Origin of the sequence: Aestuariibius violaceus (assembly GCF_040779325.2) — a bacterium.
Lineage (GTDB): Bacteria > Pseudomonadota > Alphaproteobacteria > Rhodobacterales > Rhodobacteraceae > Aestuariibius > Aestuariibius violaceus.
Map to the genome: position 1 here is coordinate 1,192,029 of NZ_JBFONT020000001.1, position 21,562 is coordinate 1,213,590.

15 protein-coding genes and 1 tRNA gene are annotated in these 21,562 nt (G+C 63.8%); 10 read left to right on the plus strand and 6 right to left on the minus strand.

Annotated features, from left to right (window positions below; translation table 11 throughout):
* Positions 1-232: 232 nt before the first annotated feature.
* Positions 233-979 carry a hypothetical protein gene (locus AADZ90_RS06020; RefSeq protein WP_367308643.1) on the minus strand — a complete coding sequence of 249 codons (747 nt, stop codon included), beginning with the start codon at positions 977-979 and terminating at the stop codon, positions 233-235.
* A gap of 227 nt (positions 980-1,206) precedes the next feature.
* Here AADZ90_RS06020 and AADZ90_RS06025 point away from each other — a divergent pair, with 227 nt between their 5' ends.
* From AADZ90_RS06025 to AADZ90_RS06045, 5 genes are all read left to right on the plus strand, one after another.
* Positions 1,207-2,136, plus strand: coding sequence for a sulfotransferase family protein (locus tag AADZ90_RS06025; RefSeq protein WP_367308642.1), 930 nt, complete (start codon positions 1,207-1,209; stop codon positions 2,134-2,136).
* Between the two features lie 145 nt (positions 2,137-2,281).
* Positions 2,282-3,025: a family 16 glycosylhydrolase gene (locus tag AADZ90_RS06030; protein WP_367308641.1), complete on the plus strand. Its 744-nt coding sequence runs from the start codon at positions 2,282-2,284 to the stop codon at positions 3,023-3,025.
* A 25-nt stretch (positions 3,026-3,050) separates the two neighbouring features.
* Positions 3,051-4,325, plus strand: coding sequence for an O-antigen ligase family protein (locus AADZ90_RS06035; protein ID WP_367308640.1), 1,275 nt, complete (start codon positions 3,051-3,053; stop codon positions 4,323-4,325).
* A gap of 55 nt (positions 4,326-4,380) precedes the next feature.
* The gene (locus AADZ90_RS06040; protein WP_367308639.1) at positions 4,381-6,570 is read left to right on the plus strand and encodes a GumC family protein; all 2,190 of its coding nucleotides are present in this window, start codon (positions 4,381-4,383) and stop codon (positions 6,568-6,570) included.
* A gap of 31 nt (positions 6,571-6,601) precedes the next feature.
* Positions 6,602-7,846 carry a polysaccharide biosynthesis/export family protein gene (locus AADZ90_RS06045; protein WP_411996951.1) on the plus strand — a complete coding sequence of 415 codons (1,245 nt, stop codon included), beginning with the start codon at positions 6,602-6,604 and terminating at the stop codon, positions 7,844-7,846.
* A gap of 109 nt (positions 7,847-7,955) precedes the next feature.
* Here the strand turns inward: AADZ90_RS06045 and AADZ90_RS06050 are convergent, their stop codons facing one another.
* Entirely contained in the window at positions 7,956-9,029 is a 1,074-nt protein-coding gene (locus tag AADZ90_RS06050) for a glycosyltransferase (RefSeq protein ID WP_367308637.1), read from the minus strand.
* A 430-nt stretch (positions 9,030-9,459) separates the two neighbouring features.
* Between AADZ90_RS06050 and AADZ90_RS06055 the strand changes: the two genes are divergently transcribed.
* The gene (locus tag AADZ90_RS06055) at positions 9,460-10,794 is read left to right on the plus strand and encodes a glycosyltransferase family 2 protein (RefSeq protein ID WP_411996952.1); all 1,335 of its coding nucleotides are present in this window, start codon (positions 9,460-9,462) and stop codon (positions 10,792-10,794) included.
* Here the strand turns inward: AADZ90_RS06055 and AADZ90_RS06060 are convergent.
* The gene (locus tag AADZ90_RS06060; RefSeq protein WP_367308635.1) at positions 10,768-11,838 is read right to left on the minus strand and encodes a glycosyltransferase family 2 protein; all 1,071 of its coding nucleotides are present in this window, start codon (positions 11,836-11,838) and stop codon (positions 10,768-10,770) included. The genes AADZ90_RS06055 and AADZ90_RS06060 overlap by 27 nt on opposite strands.
* A gap of 10 nt (positions 11,839-11,848) precedes the next feature.
* On the minus strand, positions 11,849-14,989 hold the full coding sequence (locus AADZ90_RS06065; protein ID WP_367308634.1) for a glycosyltransferase: 3,141 nt from the start codon (positions 14,987-14,989) through the stop codon (positions 11,849-11,851).
* 353 nt (positions 14,990-15,342) lie between these two features.
* Between AADZ90_RS06065 and AADZ90_RS06070 the strand changes: the two genes are divergently transcribed.
* The 4 genes from AADZ90_RS06070 to AADZ90_RS06085 are packed head-to-tail and all read left to right on the plus strand — an operon-like array spanning position 15,343 to position 19,926.
* Entirely contained in the window at positions 15,343-16,863 is a 1,521-nt protein-coding gene (locus tag AADZ90_RS06070; RefSeq protein ID WP_367308633.1) for a lipopolysaccharide biosynthesis protein, read from the plus strand.
* 25 nt (positions 16,864-16,888) lie between these two features.
* Complete coding sequence (locus tag AADZ90_RS06075; protein ID WP_367308632.1) at positions 16,889-17,611, plus strand: sulfotransferase family 2 domain-containing protein; 723 nt, start codon at positions 16,889-16,891, stop codon at positions 17,609-17,611.
* 15 nt (positions 17,612-17,626) lie between these two features.
* Complete coding sequence (locus AADZ90_RS06080; RefSeq protein ID WP_367308631.1) at positions 17,627-18,727, plus strand: glycosyltransferase; 1,101 nt, start codon at positions 17,627-17,629, stop codon at positions 18,725-18,727.
* Positions 18,724-19,926 (plus strand): glycosyltransferase, encoded by a 1,203-nt coding sequence (locus tag AADZ90_RS06085; RefSeq protein WP_367308630.1) that lies wholly within the window; start codon positions 18,724-18,726, stop codon positions 19,924-19,926. The genes AADZ90_RS06080 and AADZ90_RS06085 overlap by 4 nt, the downstream gene beginning before the upstream one ends.
* A 448-nt stretch (positions 19,927-20,374) precedes the next feature.
* Here the strand turns inward: AADZ90_RS06085 and AADZ90_RS06090 are convergent.
* A tRNA-Pro gene (locus tag AADZ90_RS06090) sits at positions 20,375-20,451 on the minus strand.
* Positions 20,452-20,465: 14 nt separating this feature from the next.
* Positions 20,466-21,464, minus strand: a complete 999-nt coding sequence (locus AADZ90_RS06095) for a DMT family transporter (protein WP_367308629.1) — start codon at positions 21,462-21,464, stop codon at positions 20,466-20,468.
* Positions 21,465-21,562 lie beyond the last annotated feature (98 nt).

The following is a 21,562-nucleotide window of genomic DNA, read 5'->3' on the forward strand; positions in this document are numbered from 1 at the left end:
TTCGGTCGGAAGATGGCATCGCCGCCTGATTGGGAGGCGTCATGCCGCTTTGTCGCGCAATCGGACCACCCGTCGCGTAAGGCGCCGGAACGACACATCGCCGCATCGGGCCGTCCCGTTCGATCCGCGCCGGCCGAGGCAGATGCCGCGTGACTGGAGCGCCTGTCTTTGCGGCATGGCAGCACGTGACACCGCGTTCGTTTGCGGTGCTGTCTTCAGATGTGTGCCAAGTCTACGCAGTCGAGTGACGCCTGTCGAAAGCGTAGGCGACGGACCAAATCGCGATGTAAAGCTCGGTAATCTCAGTGGTCCAGCGCACCGCGCCCGCGGGAGCCGCCGCCGGTATGAGCACGGGGTCGACGGCCTTCAACAACGCGGTGAAAGTGATGCACCCCAAGAGCGGCAGCAGCGCGCGCCTCGGCCGGAAATCCATCCAGGCTCGGGGCGGAATGCCCGGTACGCGCGGCAGATAGAGCGCCGCAACCGCCAGAATGAAGGCGAAGTAGAATATCTCTGCCCGTCCCTGCGCTGCGCCAACATTGTGAAACGTGAATTCATTCTGCTCGTTGACCTCGGCCATCCAGCCGGGGATCTGGTAGCCGAGAATCGGCTGGCCCCACTGCGTCTCTTCCATCGCCATGACGAAAGCGATTGCGGCGAAAATAAAGAAAGCGATGGACTGGACTTTGCCGCCAAACTTAATGTGCCGGATTGCAGTCTGCGTGGCGATCAGTGCTGCCGCAAGAAATGCAAAAGCGGTCGTCATTTCGACGATTGTATATTCCCGCGCCGTGCGGAAATTGCCTGTCGCGAAATCATATGTACTGGGGTTGAAGACGAGAAAAAGCCAAATAATCAACGCGACAACAGGACTCCAGATCGCGGCCTGGCGTGCAATCTTCCATGCTAGCGCATTATTTTTATTATCTAAATCATAATTCGAAGCCTTGACCGGCTTCTTGTCATATTTCTGTAACATCCCTGTTTCTTACCACAGCGAAATGCTTTGGGTAAATGAGCCAAATTGCGCCCATCTTTTTTGCACTCCGGCTTGGCACGGCGAAATAAGACTTCATCTTTGGCGTTAGGCTTGGGTGGGACGCCGCAAGTGCTCACGCGTTGAAACGCGTCGTGACATTGTTGGTCTGCCGCTCTCGATTACGCATCGCGCGTTGCCAATGCAGCGCAAAGATAGAAGGAGCGGATGTGGAACCGGATTTCATAATAGGAGGGGCGCCGAAATGCGGCACGACTTCGCTACACCAGATCCTGGACCGGCATCCCCGGGTCTGGATGGCGCCGAACGAGGTTTATTTCCACGATGCCGACGATCCGGTCGCGCATCCGGATTTTCTGAGTGTTCAGGACGGGTCACTGATCTGGCGCGATCCGGACGGGCCGGCGATGCGCGATTGGTACGCCGAGCGCTTCGCAGACGCCCCGGCGGGAGCGGTTCTTGGCGAAGACAGCACGACATACCTCATGTCTGACGTCGGGCCTCACCGCATCGCTCGCAGTTCCCGGACAAAGACGATCATCATGCTGCGCGACCCGGTCCGGCGGGCGGTCTCTCAGTACTGGCACCTTCTGCGCAGTGGCCGGACCCACCTGACACTCGAACGCGCGCTGAGCGCCGAGCCGTCGATCATTGCGGGGTCGACCTACGCCCCGAGGCTGCGCGCCTACCGCGAAGCGCTCGGCCCGGAGCGCATGCACGTGTTTCTGTTCGAGGATTTCAATGCCGATCGGCAGAGGGTGCTCGACGGGGTAACGGATTATCTGGAGATCGACCGACTGTCGGTCGGTAATGCCGACAATTGGCACAATCGCACGCGCTATCCGCGACGGATGGCGACACTGCGGCGGTGGAACAGGGTTGGACGCTACCTCGTGCGGTACCGATATGCGCGCTATTTCGGCTCGAATGCGCCGCTGCGGTCGCGCGCGATGCACAAGGCCTATCGCGTTTGGTTCAACCATGTGTCGCGGGCTGTGCTGACCGAGGACGCGCCGCCAGAGGCGCTGAGCGACGGCACACGTGACTTCCTCGTTCGGCACCTGTCGGCCCGAAATGCCGGCTTGTCGGATTTTCTGGGCCGGGATCTTGCCGAAATGTGGCCGGGTTTCACGCAATGATCGCGACTGGCTGGCAGGTATATGCTCAGTGTCCCGTCAGCCATTTGTCGCACTGTCGGCGGTCCTATAGAAAACAGCGTATTCCTCAATCGGAGGTGCAACTGTGACACCCGCAGCATTCTTGACCTGCCGGCGTGCCTTTGGTGTGCTTGCTCTCGCATTCTGGGCAGGGGGTGCGGGTGCCGATGGCGCCTCATTCTTCGAACCTTTCGACGCGCTGGACGGTGACCGCTGGTTTGTGTCCGACGGCTGGGCCAACGGCCCCCATCAGAGCTGTCTGTGGCACCGCGACCGCGTGGCAGTCCGTGACGGGGCCCTCGTTCTGTCGCTGACTGACGACGCCGAGGGCGACAGGGCGTTGAGCTGTGCGGAAATCCAGTCGGAGGATCGGTTTCACTACGGAACCTTCGAAGCACGCGTGAAGGTGCCTTACGCGCATGGCATGAACGTCAATTTCTTCACGTTCATCGGGCCGCCGCAGGACCGGCCCCACAACGAGATCGACTTCGAATTCCTGGCGCGCGACGCGCCGGTGCTGCAGACGAATTTCCATCTGCGCGACGACAACCGCAACGAGGAACTGCATCCGATGGAGGATGACGGCGCCTTCCTTACGCTATCGGTGATCTGGGAAGCAGACCGCCTGCGATGGTATGTCGACGGAGAGCTCATTCGAACCGAAGCCGACGGGGACCTGCCCGACGAGCCGCAGAAGATCTATCTGAGCCTCTGGTCGACCGATACGCTGACCGACTGGATGGGGACCTTCCGTGCCGAGGATGCCCCGCAGCACATGGAGGTCGACTGGGTCGCGTATACAGCACCCGGTGAGGGCTGCGCGTTCGAGGCGTCGATCCTTTGTGCGCAGGGCGTCGAGGTCCCGAATTGACAATCTTCCCGAAAGCTTCAGCGCGATGGACCTGAGACAGAGCGCGATCATCGAGCCTGACCGGAACACCGCATATGTCGTTCCGGCGATCGCGGTGTCATTGTTCGTCTTCGCCTATTCCACCCAGTTCGGCGCAATCTCGATCCTCGTCTTTTACGGTCTGTGGCTCGGTCCGCTTATGCTGGCGCCGCGGGTCCTTCTGGTACATCCGGCGGGTGTGCTGGCCTTGCTGACCGTGCCGGCGATCTTCGTGGCCTCCACCGCCTGGAGCGATGCCGCCGGTACGACGCTGCGCGCAGGGATCCAGTATGGAGTTACCTTCACCTGCGGAATGATCGCCGCGAGGATCGTCAGCGGGGCCAATCTCATGCTGGGTGGAACGGTCGGCAGCCTGATGGTGCTGATCTATTCCGCGATGATGGGCGGCTATTCCTACGATTACATCGATGGCACCTACGCTTTTAACGGCGCGTTCTCGTCCAAGAACCAGATGGGATATTACGCAAGTCTCGCGATCCTGTTCTCGTCCTCGCTGTTCTGGGCCTTTCGCAGCCCGCCCCGGCTGCTGCCGCTGGCGCTGGCGACGCTGGTGCTGGGTCTGGTGCTGCTCGTCATGTCGGATTCGGCGACATCGCTGCTATCGGGGTTCGCGGCGATCAGTGCGGTGCTGGCGATGCGGCTTGTCCTCGGGCTTGCGCCGGGTCTGCGGTTCGCGGCCGTCCTGTTCATCGTCAGCGCGGCCATGGTCGCCGGGCTGGCAGCCTGGTGGGGCGGCGCGTTCGACGCGCTCTTCGCCGCCTTCGGCAGCGACTCCACGCTGACCGGGCGCACGTATCTCTGGAACAGGGCGCTGGAATTCGGCAGGGAAAGTCCCCTTCTGGGAACCGGATACAATGCCTTCTGGGTGCGCGGCCGGCCGGAGGCGGAGGCGTTGTGGGAGACGTTCTACATCACCGCCCGGACGGGCTTTCATTTCCACAATCTGCTGATCGAGGCCTATGTGGCGTTGGGTGCGCTTGGCCTTGTCGTCACCGGCGCGCTTTGCCTGCTGCTGTTCACGCTGCCGCTTGTCGTGGCGCTTGGCCCCGGCAATGGCGGTACATTGCTTGTCTTCACCGCGCTTTGCATGATGTTCCTGACACGATCGGTTGCCGAGGTCGATTTCATAACACCGCACACCGCCGGGACCTTTCTTGTCGCCTTTGTACTTCTCAGTCTGATCGATCGTCGCCGAACTGCGTATGACGCGACGCGGCTGTCGCGACCTTCCTACGTTTCGAGCCATGGTGTGGCCGCATGAGATGTCATCGCACCCCATCGCGCCGAACGATCCTGACACATCCGGAGCCTTCCAAATGACCCGACCCTTTGAGGAACGCCGCGTCGCTTGGACAAAGGAGAAACCCGATCTTGTCGGCGGATATCGCGAAGATCCCCGCATCGATATCGGCAGCATCCTGCGGGCGATCCGCCGGCAAATGCTGCTTGTCGCGATCTGCGCCGGTATCGGGATCGTGTTTGCCGTTCTGATGATCCTTGGCTCGGTCCCGCGTTATACGGCCGTCGAGACCGTTCTTCTGGACGAAGAACGCGCGGATCTGCTGAACGAGATTTCCCCTCTGCCCAACGCCACCCGGTCGGACACGGCAATCCAGAGCGAGATCCAGATCATCCGATCGCGGGCCCTGGCGTTGCAGGTGGTCGATCTGCTGAACCTCGAGGAGGACGAAGACTTCATGTCCCCGCCGATCGGAGCGACGCAGAGAGTGACCCGGGCGATCGGGGATTTGACCGATCCGATCGCGCGTCTGCTGTCGCCGCCCCCGCCTGAGCCCGTGACCACCGGTGGTCAGGACGGACAGGCCGATGGTCCTACCGACGGCGCAAGCGGGGCGACTTTCGATTTCACCGAGACCGACCGCGACCGCGCGGCGTCGCTTCTGCGGGATCGGCTGTCTGTGTCGCGATCGGGTCGCTCTCTCGTGATCGAGATCGGCTATCGCGGCTACAATCCCGAACGCGCGGCGCGGATCGCCCGGGGCTATGGTACGGCCTACGAAAGCTTCCAGTTGGAGACCACGACCGCCGTGGCGGGCAGTGCGGAGGAATGGTTGCGTGAACGGCTTGAAGTGCTGGAGCGTCAGAGCCTGGAAGCGGCCGCCCGCGTTCAGGAATTCCGCGTCGAGAACGATCTTTTGCAGGCGCGTGGCAACCTCCTTACCGAACAGCAGCAATCGGAACTGGCGAGCGAACTCGTCTCTGCCGCCGCGGCCGCCGCAGAGGCCGAGGCGCGTCTTGAAAGCATGGAGATGCTGGTCGCCCGCGCGGCGGATGGCGAGGACATCATCACGGTCCCGCTGGCCGAGGGTCGGGTGAACAGCAATGTCGAGGAGCTGCGCCGCGAGTATCTGGACGCCAGACTGCGCTACAACCGGCTGGTCGACCTGTCGGGCGAAACGCATCCGCAAGCCGAAGGGCTTGGCAGGACGATCGAGGACCTGAGAGAGGCCATTCGGATCGAGCTTGAACAGGCCACGGAATCTGCGCGGGTCAGCTACAACATGGCGCGGGGGCGCGAACAGGCCCTTCGCCGGAACCTCGCCACGATGACGGATGGGACCGAAAACAACGCGGCCCTGCGCGGCCAGTTGGAGCAGCTCGAGGCGATCGCCGACACTTACGCGCAGGTTTATCGCGACTATCTGGCGCGTCTCGAAGTCACCATGCAACAGCAGGGCTTTCCGATCGCCTCGGTCAAGGTGATCTCTCCCGCTGAAGTGCCGAAGGCGGCATCGAGCCCGCAGGAAAAACGTATGCTGTTCGCCGGTATGCTTCTGGGCGGTTTCTTCGGCGTCATGATCGGTGCCGCGCGCGAATTGGCGCCAAAGCCGTTGCGCACGGCGTCTGCGATGCGCGACGAGGTCGGTGTGCCCTGTGCCGGGTTGCTGCCGCGTGCCGGCGGAAAGGATGGCGCCGCGGCGCGCGACCGCACCCTGGAACGTTTGGTCCAGGCCTGCGAAGCGGGACGGCAAAAGCCCGGCGGGACGATTACCGCAATCGCGGCGATCGGCGACGGACTTGCCGATCCTGAAGCGCTGCCGGCCGACCTGGCACGCCGCCTTGCCGAAACGCGCGGGCGGAAAGTGCTGCTCATCGATTACGCCGGGAAAGGGTTCAAGGCCGGAGACGGGATCGACAACGCGCATCTTGTCGAGGTGCTTGAACGATATGCCGGGGAGGGCGCGAAAGTGTCCGTGCCGGACAAGGTCGCGGCGGATCTGCGGGAACGGTATGACCATATCCTCGTCCTTCTGCCGCCTCTCGACCGGGCGACGAGTGCCGAACCGCTCGCCGGGAGCTACGATGCGACGATCCTGCGCGTGCCCTGGGGCAGGGTCTTGCCGGATTTCGTTGCAGACGGGCTTCGCGATCATCCGCGCTTTCGCGAGCGTCTGGCAACCACGGTCCTTGAAGGCGCCAATCTGGCCAAGGCGCGGCGCTATGTGCCGTCCGGAAGCTACGAGGAACGCGAAACCTATGCCTGACAGACGGCTGCGTCACGGGATAATGAGTGCGATGATATGGCTGCTGCTGGCCCCAGCAGCCGCCATGTCGCAGGATGGCGTCCAGGTGCCGACCCTCGCGCCCTTTCAGGTCCTCGAGATCAGGGTCGGTCGCTGGGATCCCGTCAGCGAAAGCTATACCGCCTGGGCGGAGGTCGGTGGATCGGTCACGGTTCAGTCTGATGGCAGCGTTACCCTGCCGCTTGTCGGGCGGGTCGAGGCCGCAGGTTTGACGACCGAAACGATCGCCGATGCGATCGCCACGCGGCTGCGGGACCGGATAGGATTGCGCGGCGAGATCGAGGCGGTCGTCACCATCGCGGAATATGCGCCGATCTATGTTCTGGGCGATGTCCGCGCCCCGGGTGAGTATCCTTTCAAGCCGGGCATGACGGTTGTTCAGGCACTGAGCCTGGCCGGCGGAATTGATCGGCCCGGCGCGTCTTTCCTGCAAGGTGATCGCAGCGCGCTGACCGCACAGGGCAACTACCGTGTCTTCGAGCAAGAGCTGTTGCGGCGGCTGGCGACGTTGGCCCGCCTCACTGCCGAGCGGGACGGTCGTGAGATTGTTGTACCGGAAGAGCTTTCTCAGGCGTCTCTGGGCGAAGAACTGGTCGCGCAGGAGGCGCGTATCATGCAGTCGCGCGCATCGGCCTTCAACTCGAACATGATGCAGATCGAAGAGCTCGAGACGTTGTTGCGGAACCGGATCGACCGGCTTGGCCAGCAAGCGCAATTGCGGGAGGAGCAGCTGGCCCTCGTGGAGGACGAGCTTGCCGATGCCCAGCAACTGGCGGAGCGCGGCTTGTCGACCGCCGCGCGCGAGCGTGATTTGCAGCGCAGGCTTGCCGACCAGCAGGTGAACCTGCTTGAAGTCGAGACGTCTAGACTGAATGCGGAACAACGCCTCAACGAGGCACGCCGGGATCGCCTTGACCTTGCCAATGCGCGCGCCAGCGAGGTGGTGCAGGGCATCCAGGATCAGCGAGCTGCCATCGCCGAGTTGCGCATCCGGATGGAGACAGAGGCGGCGTTGTATGCCAACGCGCTCGGCACCGGATCGGGCTTTGTGCGGCCTTTTGCGGAAGTCTCGCCCGATCTGCTTCTTCTCCGCGAAGAAGATAACGGAGGTGCGCCCGTGATCGTGAGCCGCACCGACCGCCTGTCCGGCGGTGACGTGCTTGAAGTGCGGATGCCATTGCCCGAGATGACGACAGAAACAGTCCGCCGGCCGGAAGTGGGCGAGACACCGGGCTGAAGTGTTTCGGGCAAGGTCCAAGCCGCCAATGCCACGTGGACTCAAAGCTTTCTGGGACGGTCGCGACCGCGATGTATCAGGTCTTTAGCGAAAGGCTGTGAACGGGCATTCAGGATTGCAGGATCTCGAGCAACTGATCGATCTGTCGCTTGGGATCCATGGCCGGTCGCGCGGCGTGCGCGCGTGCGGCTTCCGACGCAGCGGAATAGGCTTGCTCGTCGGAGTGCAGTGCACGGATCGCCTGCGCCCAGTCTTCCGCCGGTGCGTCCGGTGCGACGAGGCGGCCGCCGGGTCCGACGGCCTCGGGGAGACCACCGATGGCTGAGGCCACGACGGGTATACCACTGACCTGCGCTTCGGCGGCGACACGCCCGAAGGCTTCTTCCCATTGGCTGGGCGCCAGAACGATGCGCGCCATGGCATAGACCGAACGCATATCGTTGGTCGAGGGTAGCAGCGTCACGTTCGGCAGGCGCTTCAAGCGGGTTTGCAAGACCTCCTCATCCTCGGGTGACAGGCCCCATCCACGCACGAAGGTGAAGGGAATGTCCGGGCAAAGCTCGGCCACGTCAAGCGCCACGCCTGCCCCCTTGCTGGGGTGCGGATTGATGAAAACAACGCTCTCGCGCCGCGCATCCACGCGGTACTTGGCCGGATCGATCATCGGATAGAGCACATCGGCATCTATCCCGTCGGTTTCGGCAAAATGCCTGGCGGTGAAGCCGGAGTTGGCGATAAATCGCACACCTGACAGCGCGTCGATCGGGCCGCCCAGATCCCCCTTTTCGACGTTGCGCAGGTAGATGAACGTCCGCAGGTCCTGACCCGCCACCGCCTGTGCAAGCGGCACCGGCCGCATCGACTGAAAGATCGCCACGTCGGCGCGGAAATCCCGTACGACCCGCGCCACGGCCTGTTCGGCGAACCATGCCCGAAAGACCGGATATCCCAGTTGAACGTCGCGCACGTAGCCGCGCCTCGTGAGTTTCAGCGCCACCCGCCCGCGCAATCCGAGCCAGCCCTCGCCGGTCAGCCCCGCCAGCACGGCCGCCTCATGGCCGCGCATACGCAGATGGCGAACCAGTTCATCCGTGCTTGACTGCGCGCCGCCATACATCTGCGGCAGGTAGGGATGGGCGCTTCCGAACAGGATGCGCAACGGACGGTCTGAGCGGAGCGTCATGCGTTATCTCATCCCCGTCACGTCGCAGTCTTCAAGGTGAGGCTTAGGTAACTTACCCGGCCCCCACTGCTTCTCCGACCACCGATTGGTCGTGTCCAGACGGTGTTGACGATGAGACGTGCAGTTCGACGCCCTGTTGCGCGGATTTTCGGCAATTGGGCGTTCGGGGCAGGCAGGGCACCGCCGAGCCGAGGATGGATGTTTGCCTTCGCCGGATTTCAGCCAAGAAATCCGGATGACACGGGGCCATCAGTCATCAAGATTTCTTGGTCGAGTGGACTTGGTCTTTTACGGCATGCGAGGACGATCTTGGAAACGCTTCGTTACATTGCGACCCGCACTTTCTCGAAGTATCGTTGCCTTGTACCAACCGACGGGGCGTATGGAGCGTTCAGAAGTCGCCGCTTGAGCGCCCGACTTGGCGTCTCGCATGGATGACAAACCCGCGCGGCCCCGAATGACCGCGGTGACCGGCGATGGTGCAGCCCCGGACATGGTGTCCGTCGTCATGTCGAATTTCGAAGGGGCCGACTATCTCGAAGCGGCGGTGCGGTCGGTCCTCGACCAATCTCACAAGACGCTTGAACTCATCGTTGTGGATGACGCGTCGGGCGATGACAGCCGGCAGATCCTGCAACGTCTTGCCGCCGAAGACCAGCGCGTTCGGCCCATCTTGCTTGAGCGGAATGGGGGCCCCGCCGCAGCGCGCAATGCGGCGTTCGACGCGGCGCGTGGGGAATGGATCGCGATCGTCGATTCCGATGATCTGATCCACCCGAGCCGTCTGGCGCGGCTGATCGCAGCGGCGCAAACGACCGGCGCCGACATTGTGGCGGACGATCTTCTGCATTTCGGGGATCCTGCGACGACCGGACGGACGCTGTTGCAGGAGCGGCGCATGACCGGCGCGCAAGAGATCACCCCGGCCGAACTGGTGCGCAGCGATGTGGCGCGGCGCGGCGTCGCCTCCCTCGGCTACCTGAAGCCGATGATCCGTCGCCGCACCCTTGGACCGCTGCGCTATGACGAGACGCTGCGGATTGGAGAGGATTTCGACCTGCTGCTTCGTCTCGTCGTTGGTGGCGCGAGGCTGTGCCTGCTGCCTGATCCGACCTACCTCTATCGCCGCCATGCAGGATCGATTTCTCATCGGCTTTCCGTGCCGACGCTGGAACGGCTGGTTGAGGCACATGGGAGCGTCTCCGCACTGGCGGAGCAACTTCGCGCCCGGGATGCGGCGCTTGATGCCGCCTTGCGGTCACGGCATGGCCTTTTGACGCGGGCGCTGCGCTACCAGAGGCTGGTCGCGGCGCTGAAGGGTCGTGATGCAGCCGGCGCGGCACTCTGTTTTGCGAAGGATCCGCGAATGGCGCTTGATCTCGCCGTCAGCGTCACCGACCGGATGCGGCGGAGGCTCGCCGTGAGCAAGGCGGAGGTTGTCCCGACCCCGCGATGCGTTGTTCTGGCGCCAGCCGACAGCATCGAGACGGTGCCGGCCCCCGAGGATGCCGTGCGCGTGACTGTTCCACCCATTTTGCAGCCCGGCGCCCACGATGAGGGGCATCAGCGGCGCCTTGCTGCCCGGCTGGCACGACTTGCTGAAGCGCACCATCTGGACGTCGTGGCGCTTGGATCGGCAGGATTGCACGCATTGGGATATGTGCCGCATTGGCGGACGGCGCGCGTGATACTTTCGCCCGAAGATGCCGCGGGCGCGACGGTTCCCTCGGGCGTCGGCCTAGAGCTTGCCGCCAGGCGCGGATAGGTCCCTTTCCATCGGCAGAAGCAGCCGCGCCGCGCCGTCGGGGACGGCATCGCCCGCGCGGACGCTCAGCCCCAGCTTGTCCCGCAGGATCCGCCAGCCGATCGAAAACGGGCGCATCGGCGCCGCCATTGCGTAGCGCAATGCGGCCAGATTTCCGTCCTCTCGCCTTGTGTCGAGAAAGGCGCGATGATCTCGGTTGCCGCGCACCGTTGCCAGATGTGTGCGCATCGCGCGATCGAGCGAGGGGTCACCGGAGCGTTCGGCCACATGCCCGGCCAGGCAATCGTGGAAATGCGACAACTCGGTCGTTCCGTGTTGCGCGCTCAGCGATTCCGCGCGCACCAGTGCCGCATAGCCCGGCACACGTGTCATCCGCAGCTTTGCCCCTGCCCGGAGCATCCTGAGATAGAGATCGAAATCCTCGCCGAGCCGAAGATCCGGATCGTAGCGCAATCCATACCGTTCGAGGAAATCGCGCGACATCAGCGGCTTCAGAAAACCGAGCTCCCCCCGGGCAATGCCACGGCGCGGCAGGTTGCCGCGCACGAAGGCGGCCGCGTCGATTGTTTCGAACCGCGGTTCCTCATCGGAGATATCGGGCAGAGATCCAAGCGCGCCTTGCGTCGCAAAAAGGATGTTGTCGGCGATCATTTCGGCATCTTGGCAGGCTAACAGCCGTGCGAGCCGTCCAGGCAGAAACACATCGTCGGCGTCGAGAACCGCGACAAAGTCCGATGTCGCAGAGTCGAGCCCGAGGTTACGGGCCGCGCCGGGGCCGGAATTGCGCGCCAGGCTCAGAGGTTTCACCCGCGCGTCGCGCGCCGCCTCGTCGCGCGCAATTTCCAGTGTGGTGTCGGGCGAGGCGTCGTCGACGACGATCACCTCGGCAGCTTCCGGCTGGGCAAGGGCCGAACGGATCGCGCGTGCCAGTGTCGCCTCAGCATTGTACGCCGCGATGATCACGCTGACGGTGCGGCTTTCGGCCTCTGCGCTCACGGGTGCGGCCCCGAAGGCGCGGTCGGGAGACGACGGGTCGGCGCCCATGCCATGATCATCACGCCGCGCGCGGCCGCTTTGTGTCGTGCGGCGCGCCTCCGTAGATCGTGACGGTGCGTGCGCTGGTCAGACCTGCCAGCGTGCCGACATGCAGCGCGCCGCGCAGAAGCGCCGCATTCCGTTTCGGGGCGAAAGGCACTGACAGCACCATCGCGCCCCCGCAATATCCGGCCTTGGCGCCAGCGAGCGCGAATTGGCGCAAACGCCCCGGAAGGGAACGTGCCGGCCCGCTGCGCAGCAGAGTGCCATGCGTCTGCCCCATGCGAAACTTTCGCTTCAGCAGCCAGCCCAGCCGCGCCCGATGCGACGGCACGGATTCCTCAAGCAACGCCTCGGGGGCAAGCGCCAGCCTGGCCCCTTGTTCGACGGCTCCGTGAAAAAACGCGGTGTCCTCCCCGCCCGAGAGGCCGCGGCCATGGTCGAAGTGACGCTCTTGCAAGGCGGGGTGGGACAAATCCATCGCCACATTGCAGCTGTGGCCCGCGATGGGTCGTCCGTCGGACCCAAGTTCCGGCACCGTGTCGTGGGGGCGCGCTTTCAGCATCCAGTCGGGCGCATCGTTCGGATAAATCGCACGAACTGGACCCACCACGACATCGGCATCGTCATGGGCCAATCGTGTTGCGAGACCTTGCAGCCAGTTCGGTGGCGCGATTTCATCATCGTCGATAAAGGCCAGGGTCGCGAAACCACCGGAGCGCGCCGCCTCGAGCACCGCATTTCGCGCGACCGAGATGTTTCCGGCCGGTGCGTGGCGATAGATCACGTCATGCCCCGAGCCCGAGGCGAAGCGTTCGACAAGCTCAAACGCCGTGGGATCGTCGTCATTGTCGGCAACGATTATGGATAGGCGCGTGCCGCTAGGCATCTGCTGCTTCTCCAGCGATGCGAGCGTGTCGATCAGGCCGGGCCTGCGGAACGTGCAGACGCCGACGGCGATCCTGTCCGGCAGTTCGACCGATGCTTCGGGCGCCGGAAGCGGCGCCGGGTGCGGAGCCCCTGCAGCAAGCCCGTTCCAGAAGCCCACCGACCACGCGAGTTGCATCACTGCCGCGACGGGACCGCAGAGGATGACGGACAGGTCGCGTTGTCCGACTGCCAGAAGGCCGCCCGCAATCAGGCAAGCCGAAAGCCACGCCAGCGCCGGCAATGCGAAAATCCAGTGGACCGGCGCCAACGCAAGCAAAGCGACCGAAGGCGCGATCGCGATGGGTATCATTTGACGCAAGCGGGGCTTTGCCCGGTGCTTCAGGACCGTTCGCGCGCGTCCCGCGCCGAAGCGCAGGTATTGCCGCGCCAATGACGCGATGTCTTTGCGCGGCACATAGTCGAGGCGGGTGCGCTGCGTCAGCCAGATCCGATGTCCGGCCTGAGCAAGACGCAGGTCGAGTTCTGCGTCCTCGTTATGCGAGAAGGTCGCATCATACCCGCCGACGGAAAGAAACGCCTCCATCCGCATCAGCGCATGATGCCCATGATCGACAAAGCGGCCGGCATTCCCGGTGCGGTGGGCCGCGCCGCCATTGCCGAGGGGGGAATTCTGGGTGCGTGCGATGATCCTCTGCGTCGGTGTTTCGCTGATCGCGCGCATCGCAACCACGATGCTTGCCGCGCCGGAGCGGCCCGCCTCGCTAAGGAGCGTCTCTACATAGTCATCAGGATAACGGGCATGCGCGTCCATCCGCAGCAGCCAGGTCATCCCTTTTCCGTGGTCCCGTGCCGCCTGGTTGACGGCCGCGCTTTGCAGCCTGTCAGGGTTGTCCATCAGTCGCAGGTCGAGGTCGGGATGCACCTCTATCCGCTCCCGCACGACCTGCCTCGTTGCGTCCGTCGACCCGCCATCCGCAATGACCAACCGCACCACACGCCCGTCTGCGGCCAGACGCCTGAGGGATGGTGCAAGACCGTCGATCACGGCGCCCACATGCGTTTCTTCGTTGAGTGTCGGAACCACGATCAACACGCCGCCATCCGGCAGTTCGGTTTTGGGTTCAGTCTTCGGGAGCGCCAGCATCTGTGACAGGAGTTGCCGCCCATCGTCCGGGCTGGCACGCCAGGTATCCTCGGGCAAAGCAGCTTGCGCCTCTCTCAGCTCGGCCAGACCTTCTTGTCCAAGAGTGTCCAAGGCGTCGAGGGCCGCTGCGGCATCGGCACGCTGCAACCGAATGCCGATGCCGAGCGACGCCATTCTCCGCGCGATTTCCGTCCCTTCCAGCGCAATTGGGGGGACATGGGCCATGCCGCTTTCATACAGGCGGTTCGGCAGCAGCCAGTCGGAATTCGCGCCCTCGTCGTAGCGGTCGACCAGCCAGGCCAGATCGACCTCTCCGTAGATCTGCGGCAGATCATCCGGATAGGCATACGGCCCTTCGAAGCGCAGGTCAGGATTGGCGGACACGACGTCGTGGAAGTCCGGCATCGCATCGAGGGCCGGTTTTCCGCGAAGCACGACCTCAAAACGGCCGGGCCGTTCACGCGTTATCGCGTCGAGGCAGTGGAGGGAGGTGCGGCAGCGCAGGATTCCGAACCAGCCGATGCGAAGCCGCCCGTCACCGGCGGGCGGGAAGACGGGCTTGGGTAAGTCGTGGCCGGACAAGACCTTGTTCTCCACCAGCACCGCGGCTGCACCACACTGGCCATAGGGCTCGAAATAGTTCCGAAGGAAGGCCGGTGATGAAACGACAAGCCGCGATACGTGCCGGCAGAGCCGTCGCTCGATACGCCGCAGCAATCGCGAGGCGGGCGAGGCGCCCACCATCAGCCGGTGGATATCGAGCACCTCGTAGGTGAGCGGAGCGCCGGATTGCCGGGCCAGCGGCACCGCGAGGGCCAGCATTTCGAGGTTGCGGGCCATGATGGCGTCGAACGGCCCCATCTTCCGCAAACGGGGGTTTGGTCGCAGCCGTTGATGCAAGACCGACAAAGCCCGCTCTGCCATGCGCCCGTTGCGCGTATGCCCCAAGACAAGCGCGTCTTCGGGCAACGGACCATCGCCGCGGCGGAAGCCTGCCAGCGTCACCGAGGCGCCGCCCAGCCGAAGCATTTCTGTACGTCGCCAGACAGCAGGATCGTCGAGGTCGTGCACGAGGTACAGGACACGCGGCGCGCGGCTGGTATCGACCAGAAGGTCAGACGTCATCGCAATGCCGCTCCATCAGCCATCGTCAACGATGGACGTATTGCACACCGGCGAGGCGGTCAAAGCAGCGCGCCACCGATGCGCAAAGGCTGGCCGACTGCGCTGAATTTGTAGGCGCGGAAGGGCTGCCCTGCCACTTTTTCTGCTCTCGCAGCCAAGGGTTGAGGGCCTCGTATCGACAGGCTGGCACCGCACGAAATACGGCTGATGGCGTGTGCCGCTGCGGCATCCGCCGTTATCCGCCGAAAACCGCCAAGCCGCCGGTTCCGCTTTCGAAAAGTCGAGCCGACCAGTATGCCGAACCCTGTCGAAACCAGTGCATGTCCGAACCCGAAACTGGACCCAGAGACCTGATGACACGCCCTCATCCGGACGACATCGTGGAAACCGACGCTCCAACGAGCTTTGGTGGAACCGTGCTGCGCGGCAGCTTTCACACCGCCCTCAGTCAGGGTGTCACGGTCGTCTGCCAGATCGCGTCGGTCCTGATTCTGTCACGGATGCTCGAGGCGCGGGACTTCGGGCTTATCGCGATGATAGGCCCGATCATCGCGTTCCTGTCGATGTTCAAGGAAATGGGGCTTCTGCAGGCGGTGGTGCAGAAGCGCGACCTGACCTACGGCCAACTCAACGCGCTTTTCTGGCTGAACATGGCGGTCAGCAGCGTGCTGACGCTTATCTTGATACTCGCAGCTCCGCTCGTCGCGCAATTCTATGGAGCGCCGGATCTGACGCCTCTTGTGCAGGCGATGGCGCTGACGATGTTGCTGACCGGGATCGGCGCGCAGCATTATGCGTTGCTCAACCGGCGTATGATGTTCGGACGGCTGGCGATCAATGCCGGGATCGCCGCGATCGTCTCGTTGGGAACCTCGATCGCCTGGGCGTTCGTCGCGCCGTCGGCTTGGGCGCTGGTCGCCGGCACGGTCGCCGGTGCCGCCCTCGGCGCGGGCCTGGTATGGCTTTGGATCCCCTGGCGTCCTGGCCGGCCCGCCTGGGCGGCCGGGACCGGCGACTTGGTCGTGTTCGGTGGCGGCCTGACCGGGTTCAAGCTGACCAACTTTCTGTCGCGCAACCTCGATAACGTGCTGATCGGACGGTATTGGGGTGGCGAGGCCCTGGGCTTCTACGACCGTGCCTACAAGCTTCTGCTCTTTCCGCTTGCGCGCGTGGCACAGCCGTTGTCGCAGGTGATGGTGCCGGTCCTGTCGCGCCTGCAGGACGAACCCGCCCGCTATGAGCGCGCCTTCTTCCGCGTCTTCGGGCTGATGCAACTCGCGATCCTGCCCGGCGTCGCCGCTTTGACAGCGATGGCCGATACGGCGGTGCCTTTCCTGCTGGGGCAGCAATGGACGGCGGCGGCACCGATCTTTGCGGCGCTTGGCGTGGCCGGCCTTACGCAACCGCTTGCCAATCCAACCGGCTGGCTGTTCATCAGCCAGGCCCGCACGATCGAGATGGCGTGGTGGGGCCTAGCCTCGGCGATCGTGACCTGTTTGGCCTTCGCCTGGGGCGTCCGATTTGGCGTGGTCGAACTCGCGCAGGCCTATGCGGCCGTTTCCGTCGCGAAGCTGTTTCCGCTCTGGTGGCTGGTCGGCCGAAAGGGGCCGGTGCGGCGCGACACGATCATGCGGCGGATCTTGCCGATCTTCTGCGCAGGCGTCGTGACTTATGTCGGCATTCTGATTGGCCGCCACGCGTTGCCGGAGACCGCGCTGACGCGGCTGCTGATCGGCACCGCGCTTTGTTACGTGGCATTCGCCGCCATCTTCGCGACGTCCCGATATGGGCGCGAGACGCTGGGCGAGGCGCTGGACCTGACACTCAAAGGCGCCGGGCGACTATCCCGGCGTAGCAGGAAACGTCCGGCTTGACCGCCGGATGGACATGGAGGCACCGATGAACGGACCGACCCCTCTTGCCCAAAGGCTTGGCTGGCGGCTTGCACCTGGTCGGATGATCGCTTCGGCCACCCCGCTCTACGATCCGGCGCTCGACCGCGTTTACCTCAAGCGGGGCCTCATACTCATTCACATTCCGAAGAATGCCGGCACCTCAGTTGAGGACGCGTTGTTCGGCTATCGCGTGCGACACCGCACCTGGGCGGAGATCCGCGAAAGCTGCCCCGAAGCCTGGGCCAAATGCCCGAAGCTCGCGATCCTGAGGGATCCGGTCGACCGTTTCCTGTCGGCCTACGACTATCTTTCAGGTGGGGGCCGAAATGCGACGGACCGCGCATTCGGGGCCCACATGATTGCGGGATTGCCGATCGACCGCTTCGTCGACCGGTTGGTGCGAGATCGGCGTTTTCGAGAGCAGGTCATGCGATATTTTCACTTTCGCCCGCAATCGGATTACGTCTGCGACGGCGACCGCCTGGTGCTCGATCATCCGATCCCGTTCGCGTCGATGGAACAGGGCCTGATCAAGGTTGCAGGCCTTCGCCCCGGTGACCTGGCCCACACCAATCGCACGCGTGGAGCAAGGACGCAGCGCGACCATATCGGCCCCGATACGGTGGAACGGATCATCGCACTCTACGCCGCCGATCAGCGGCTGCATGAAACCGCATCCGCGTGGTGGACAACGCACTGCGCAGAGACCGCCGAAGCCCTGAACTGAACGGAGTTAAAAGCCATGCGCATCCTCTTCGCCGGCGGCAACGGATGGTTGCCCGAGGCCAGCGGCGGTACGCAGAACAGCACCGATCACCTGATCCGCGAAAGCCTTTCCCGGGGGCATGATTGTGCGGTGTATTGCGGTTTCTCCGGCCGGGGGGTTTTCGGCTTCCGCATGAAAGTGCAACGCAAGCTCACCGGTCGGCCGTTCAGCATTGACCGTAGCCAGGGGTACGAGGTCATGCGCACCTGGGAGCCGATCGATGCCGCCCGCATTCGCGCCGCAGTCGACCGGTTCCGGCCCAATGTCGTGGTCGTACAGACCCGCAGATCCGCCGCTCTCGGGCTTGGCTTCGCGGAGTTGGGGGTGCCTGTGGTGCTTTACCTGCGCAATGTCGAGTTTGCCGAGAACGACGGCGACGTCAGCGCCATTCCCGGTGCTCATTTCATCGCCAATTCCGAGTTCACCGCGCGAAGCTACGCGCGCGAATACGGGATAGACTGCACGGTGATCACACCCACGATTCATTTCGAGAAGTATCGCTGCGACACCACGCGCGAATTCGCCACGCTTATCAACATTCACCCCAAGAAGGGCTATGAGATCGCGCGCGATCTGGCACGTGCCAATTCAGACATTCCCTTTCTGTTTGTCGAGGCCTGGACCCTTTGGGATGGCCTGTTCGAGCAGATCAAGGCAGAGATCGACGCCCTCGAGAACGTCACCTTCATGCGGCGCACATCGGACATGTCGAAGGTGTATGGCCGCACGCGGGTCCTGCTTGCGCCAAGCCAATGGGAAGAGGCATGGGGGCGGGTCGCCTCTGAGGCCCATTGCAGCGGCATCCCTGTAATCGGATCGGATCGGGGCGGGCTGCCGCAGGCGATCGGGCCGGGCGGCGTGGTGCTGCCGCATGATGCCCCAGTTTCCGAATGGTCATCGGAGTTGCGGCGGCTTTGGTTCGACGCCGATGCCTATGACGAGGTGTCGAAGAGGGCCTTGGACTATGCCAAGCGCCCCGAGCTCGATTTTGCCGAGCAGTACGAAACATTCATGTCGGTTTTGCGCAAGGCAACCGAGACGGCGGAAGCCCCAACTGCAACCGCGGAGGCCTCATGAAGATGTGCTTCTGCGCCTCGACCTTTCCCTCGCGGTCGCAGACCTTCGTCACCTCGCAGGTGCTTTATGCATTGCGGAACGGGCATGAGGTCACGGTCGCCTGCCGGGAGAGCGAAGCCGACGCAGGATTGTCTGATGCCGATGTACGGGCACTGGAGGCGGTGCGCATGGTGCGCTGGCCACCACCGCCTCTGCGCGCGGCGGCGCTTCTGCCCGACCGGCTTGGTGACCGGATTACCGAAGCGCAGGCTGCGTGGTCCTGGCGGCGCCAGATCGACGCGGATGTCGTCGTCGCACATTTCGGCTACCGGGGCGCGGCAGTTGCCCGGGCACAAAGAGGCTGGGACAAGCGAAGGCCTCTCGTCACGATTTTCCACGGACGTGACGTCGTGGTCGAGGCACGGCGCAGCGGTCTGGCAAAGTACCGTCCCCTTTTTGAAGACGGGGATGCGCTTCTAACGGTCAATCGTCCCTTCGCGCGGATGCTCATCGACGCAGGCGCGCCTGCCGATCGGGTCGATACGCATCACCTGGGCATACCCGTCAGCCGGTATGCCTTTGCGCCGCGACCGCCAGGGCGGCAGTTTCGCATGGTGACGGTCTGTCGCCTGGTCGAGAAAAAGGGTCTCTCCGTCGCGATAGATGCGCTCGCGCGTTTGACCGAGACAGATCCCGACCTTGACTGGCGCTTCGATATCGGCGGCGGCGGGCCACTCGACGCCGATCTTCGGGCGCAGGTCGCAGCCGCCGGTCTGGGCGCGCGCGTGCGTTTCCTCGGGCCGCTGTCACATTCGGACACGCTGAAACACATTGCCGATGCCGATGCCTTCCTACTGCCGAGCATCACGGCCCCCGACGGCGATCAGGAGGGGATTCCCGTCACGCTGATGGAGGCGATGGCTCTCGGCACGCCGGTTTGCACGACCCGTCATTCCGGTATCCCCGAACTGGTGCGCCATGACGAAAGCGGGCTGTTGTCGGAAGAAGGGTCAGTCGACGGTCTGGCCAGCAACATTTCGCGACTGGCGCGGAGCGATGTGGACCTCACGGCGATTGTTCGGGCCGCCCGCGCGAAGGTGGAGAAAGAGTTCAACGAGGAAAGGCAGAATGCCGAGCTTCTGGCCCGCTTCGAGGCCCTTGTCGCACAAAAGCAGCGGCAGACCCCTGCAAAGATCGGTCGAAAGGCACAGATCTCCTGACTGGTAGGGCCACTTACCTCTGATGGCTGCGCGCGTACCGCGAGCATGAAGCTCTGTCCGCTACTGGTCCGAGGACGATGGCGGGTGCGAAAAGGGGACCCCAAACGAAGAGCGCTTGGTTGGCGAAATAGTCAGGTTCACTTACCCCGCTCCCTGGATTGTCGTCGTTTCAGGAGAGAGGTTGTTCCTGTATCGACGTGCGACCCAACGCGTTCGAGCGTCGCGACGACATCCTCGCCGCGATCGCCGCGCCTCGCTAACCCGCAAGCCCGAGCGCTATCGTCGGACCACATCGTGGGATCAAGCCAGAGGTGAAGGAAAAAACCGAGAAATGAATAGCTTAGGTGCCCCTATATTCGGGGGTGATGAGGCTGCTTGGTGCCATCGATCAGACACGAACCGAGGACTTATTGATTGTACGTCCATTGGTATAAGCTATTGATTTAATTGGTCGGAGTGAGAGGATTCGAACCTCCGACCCCTGCCTCCCGAAGACAGTGCTCTACCAGGCTGAGCTACACTCCGACCGTGCGCGGGGCCTACTGCGCGTCGCTTTCTTTTGCAAGGCTGTTCTTGGGCTCCGCCTCGGTCCGTCGGGCCATTGCGTGAAGGATCGGGCCGACGCGCAGGGTGGTGCCTGTCTCGGGCCGGGAGCGGGTGCGGAGGACGGGTTGCGTTTCGGACGCGCCGGAGCGGCTTTCGCGCAGGACGATGTAAAGGCCGCTTGCGATGATGATGCCCGCGCCGATCAGCGTATTCGTCTCCGGGATCTCTTCGAAGAAGAGCAGGCCATAGAGTGTGGCCCAGAGGATCTGCGAATACTGCATCGGGGCGACGATCACCGCCTCTGCCGTCTTGTAGGCGGTGAGGATCAGACGTGTCGCGAACCAGGCCAGCACGGCGATCACGGCGAGAAGGCCCAGATGTTCGATCGGCATCGGTTCGTAGACGAAGGCCAGCGCCGCGCCGAGGACGAAGAAGTTCGTCATCATCGGGTAGAGCATGATGACGGCCATCCGCTCCTCCCGCCCGATCTTGCGGACGACGACCGAGGCGAAGGAGCCGCAGAGGGCGGCGGTGAGCGCGGCGGCGTGGCCGATCTGGAGCGATGTCGTCGCCGGATTGAGGACGACCAGGACGCCGACCAGTCCGACGATGACGGCCGCCCAGCGGCGGAAGCGCACCGTTTCGCCGAGGATCGGGATAGAGAGGATCGTGATGAACAGCGGCGAGGCGAAGAGGATCGTGTAGACCTGCGCGAGCGGCAGGACCGAGAACGCGTAGAACGCGGTGAGCGCGGTGATGACGGCCGCCGCGGTGCGGGCGGCCATCCACCAGGGGTGCTTCGGCAGGAGCGTTCCCGGCTTCGAGTCGCGCATCAGCATCAGCGTGGCGAGCGGGAAGCTGAGCAGAACGCTGAAAAAGACGATCTGGATCGGCGAGTAGATCCCGCCCAGCACCTTCACGACGACGTCGTGGCTCGCAAAGAGACCGAAGGCGGCCAGCGCGAGGAGCGCGCCGCGGGCGTTCTGGGTCATCGGCAGATCCCTTTCGTTGCGTCAACCGCTACCGCAACCGGCGCGGGATGCAAGCCGCTGACGCTGCCGGATCGACGGATCGCCGCGATGCGGGTCGG

What these genes read in the sequence shown, in the direction of transcription:
- AADZ90_RS06065 (WP_367308634.1), bottom strand. Translation starts at nt 14,989, where the DNA reads ATGACGTCTGACCTTCTGGTCGATACCAGCCGCGCGCCGCGTGTCCTG.
- AADZ90_RS06055 (WP_411996952.1), top strand. Translation starts at nt 9,460, where the DNA reads ATGGATGACAAACCCGCGCGGCCCCGAATGACCGCGGTGACCGGCGAT.
- AADZ90_RS06075 (WP_367308632.1), top strand. Translation starts at nt 16,889, where the DNA reads ATGAACGGACCGACCCCTCTTGCCCAAAGGCTTGGCTGGCGGCTTGCA.
- AADZ90_RS06040 (WP_367308639.1), top strand. Translation starts at nt 4,381, where the DNA reads ATGACCCGACCCTTTGAGGAACGCCGCGTCGCTTGGACAAAGGAGAAA.
- AADZ90_RS06020 (WP_367308643.1), bottom strand. Translation starts at nt 979, where the DNA reads ATGTTACAGAAATATGACAAGAAGCCGGTCAAGGCTTCGAATTATGAT.
- AADZ90_RS06050 (WP_367308637.1), bottom strand. Translation starts at nt 9,029, where the DNA reads ATGACGCTCCGCTCAGACCGTCCGTTGCGCATCCTGTTCGGAAGCGCC.
- AADZ90_RS06035 (WP_367308640.1), top strand. Translation starts at nt 3,051, where the DNA reads ATGGACCTGAGACAGAGCGCGATCATCGAGCCTGACCGGAACACCGCA.
- AADZ90_RS06060 (WP_367308635.1), bottom strand. Translation starts at nt 11,838, where the DNA reads ATGGGCGCCGACCCGTCGTCTCCCGACCGCGCCTTCGGGGCCGCACCC.
- AADZ90_RS06080 (WP_367308631.1), top strand. Translation starts at nt 17,627, where the DNA reads ATGCGCATCCTCTTCGCCGGCGGCAACGGATGGTTGCCCGAGGCCAGC.
- AADZ90_RS06095 (WP_367308629.1), bottom strand. Translation starts at nt 21,464, where the DNA reads ATGACCCAGAACGCCCGCGGCGCGCTCCTCGCGCTGGCCGCCTTCGGT.
- AADZ90_RS06085 (WP_367308630.1), top strand. Translation starts at nt 18,724, where the DNA reads ATGAAGATGTGCTTCTGCGCCTCGACCTTTCCCTCGCGGTCGCAGACC.
- AADZ90_RS06045 (WP_411996951.1), top strand. Translation starts at nt 6,602, where the DNA reads ATGATATGGCTGCTGCTGGCCCCAGCAGCCGCCATGTCGCAGGATGGC.
- AADZ90_RS06070 (WP_367308633.1), top strand. Translation starts at nt 15,343, where the DNA reads ATGACACGCCCTCATCCGGACGACATCGTGGAAACCGACGCTCCAACG.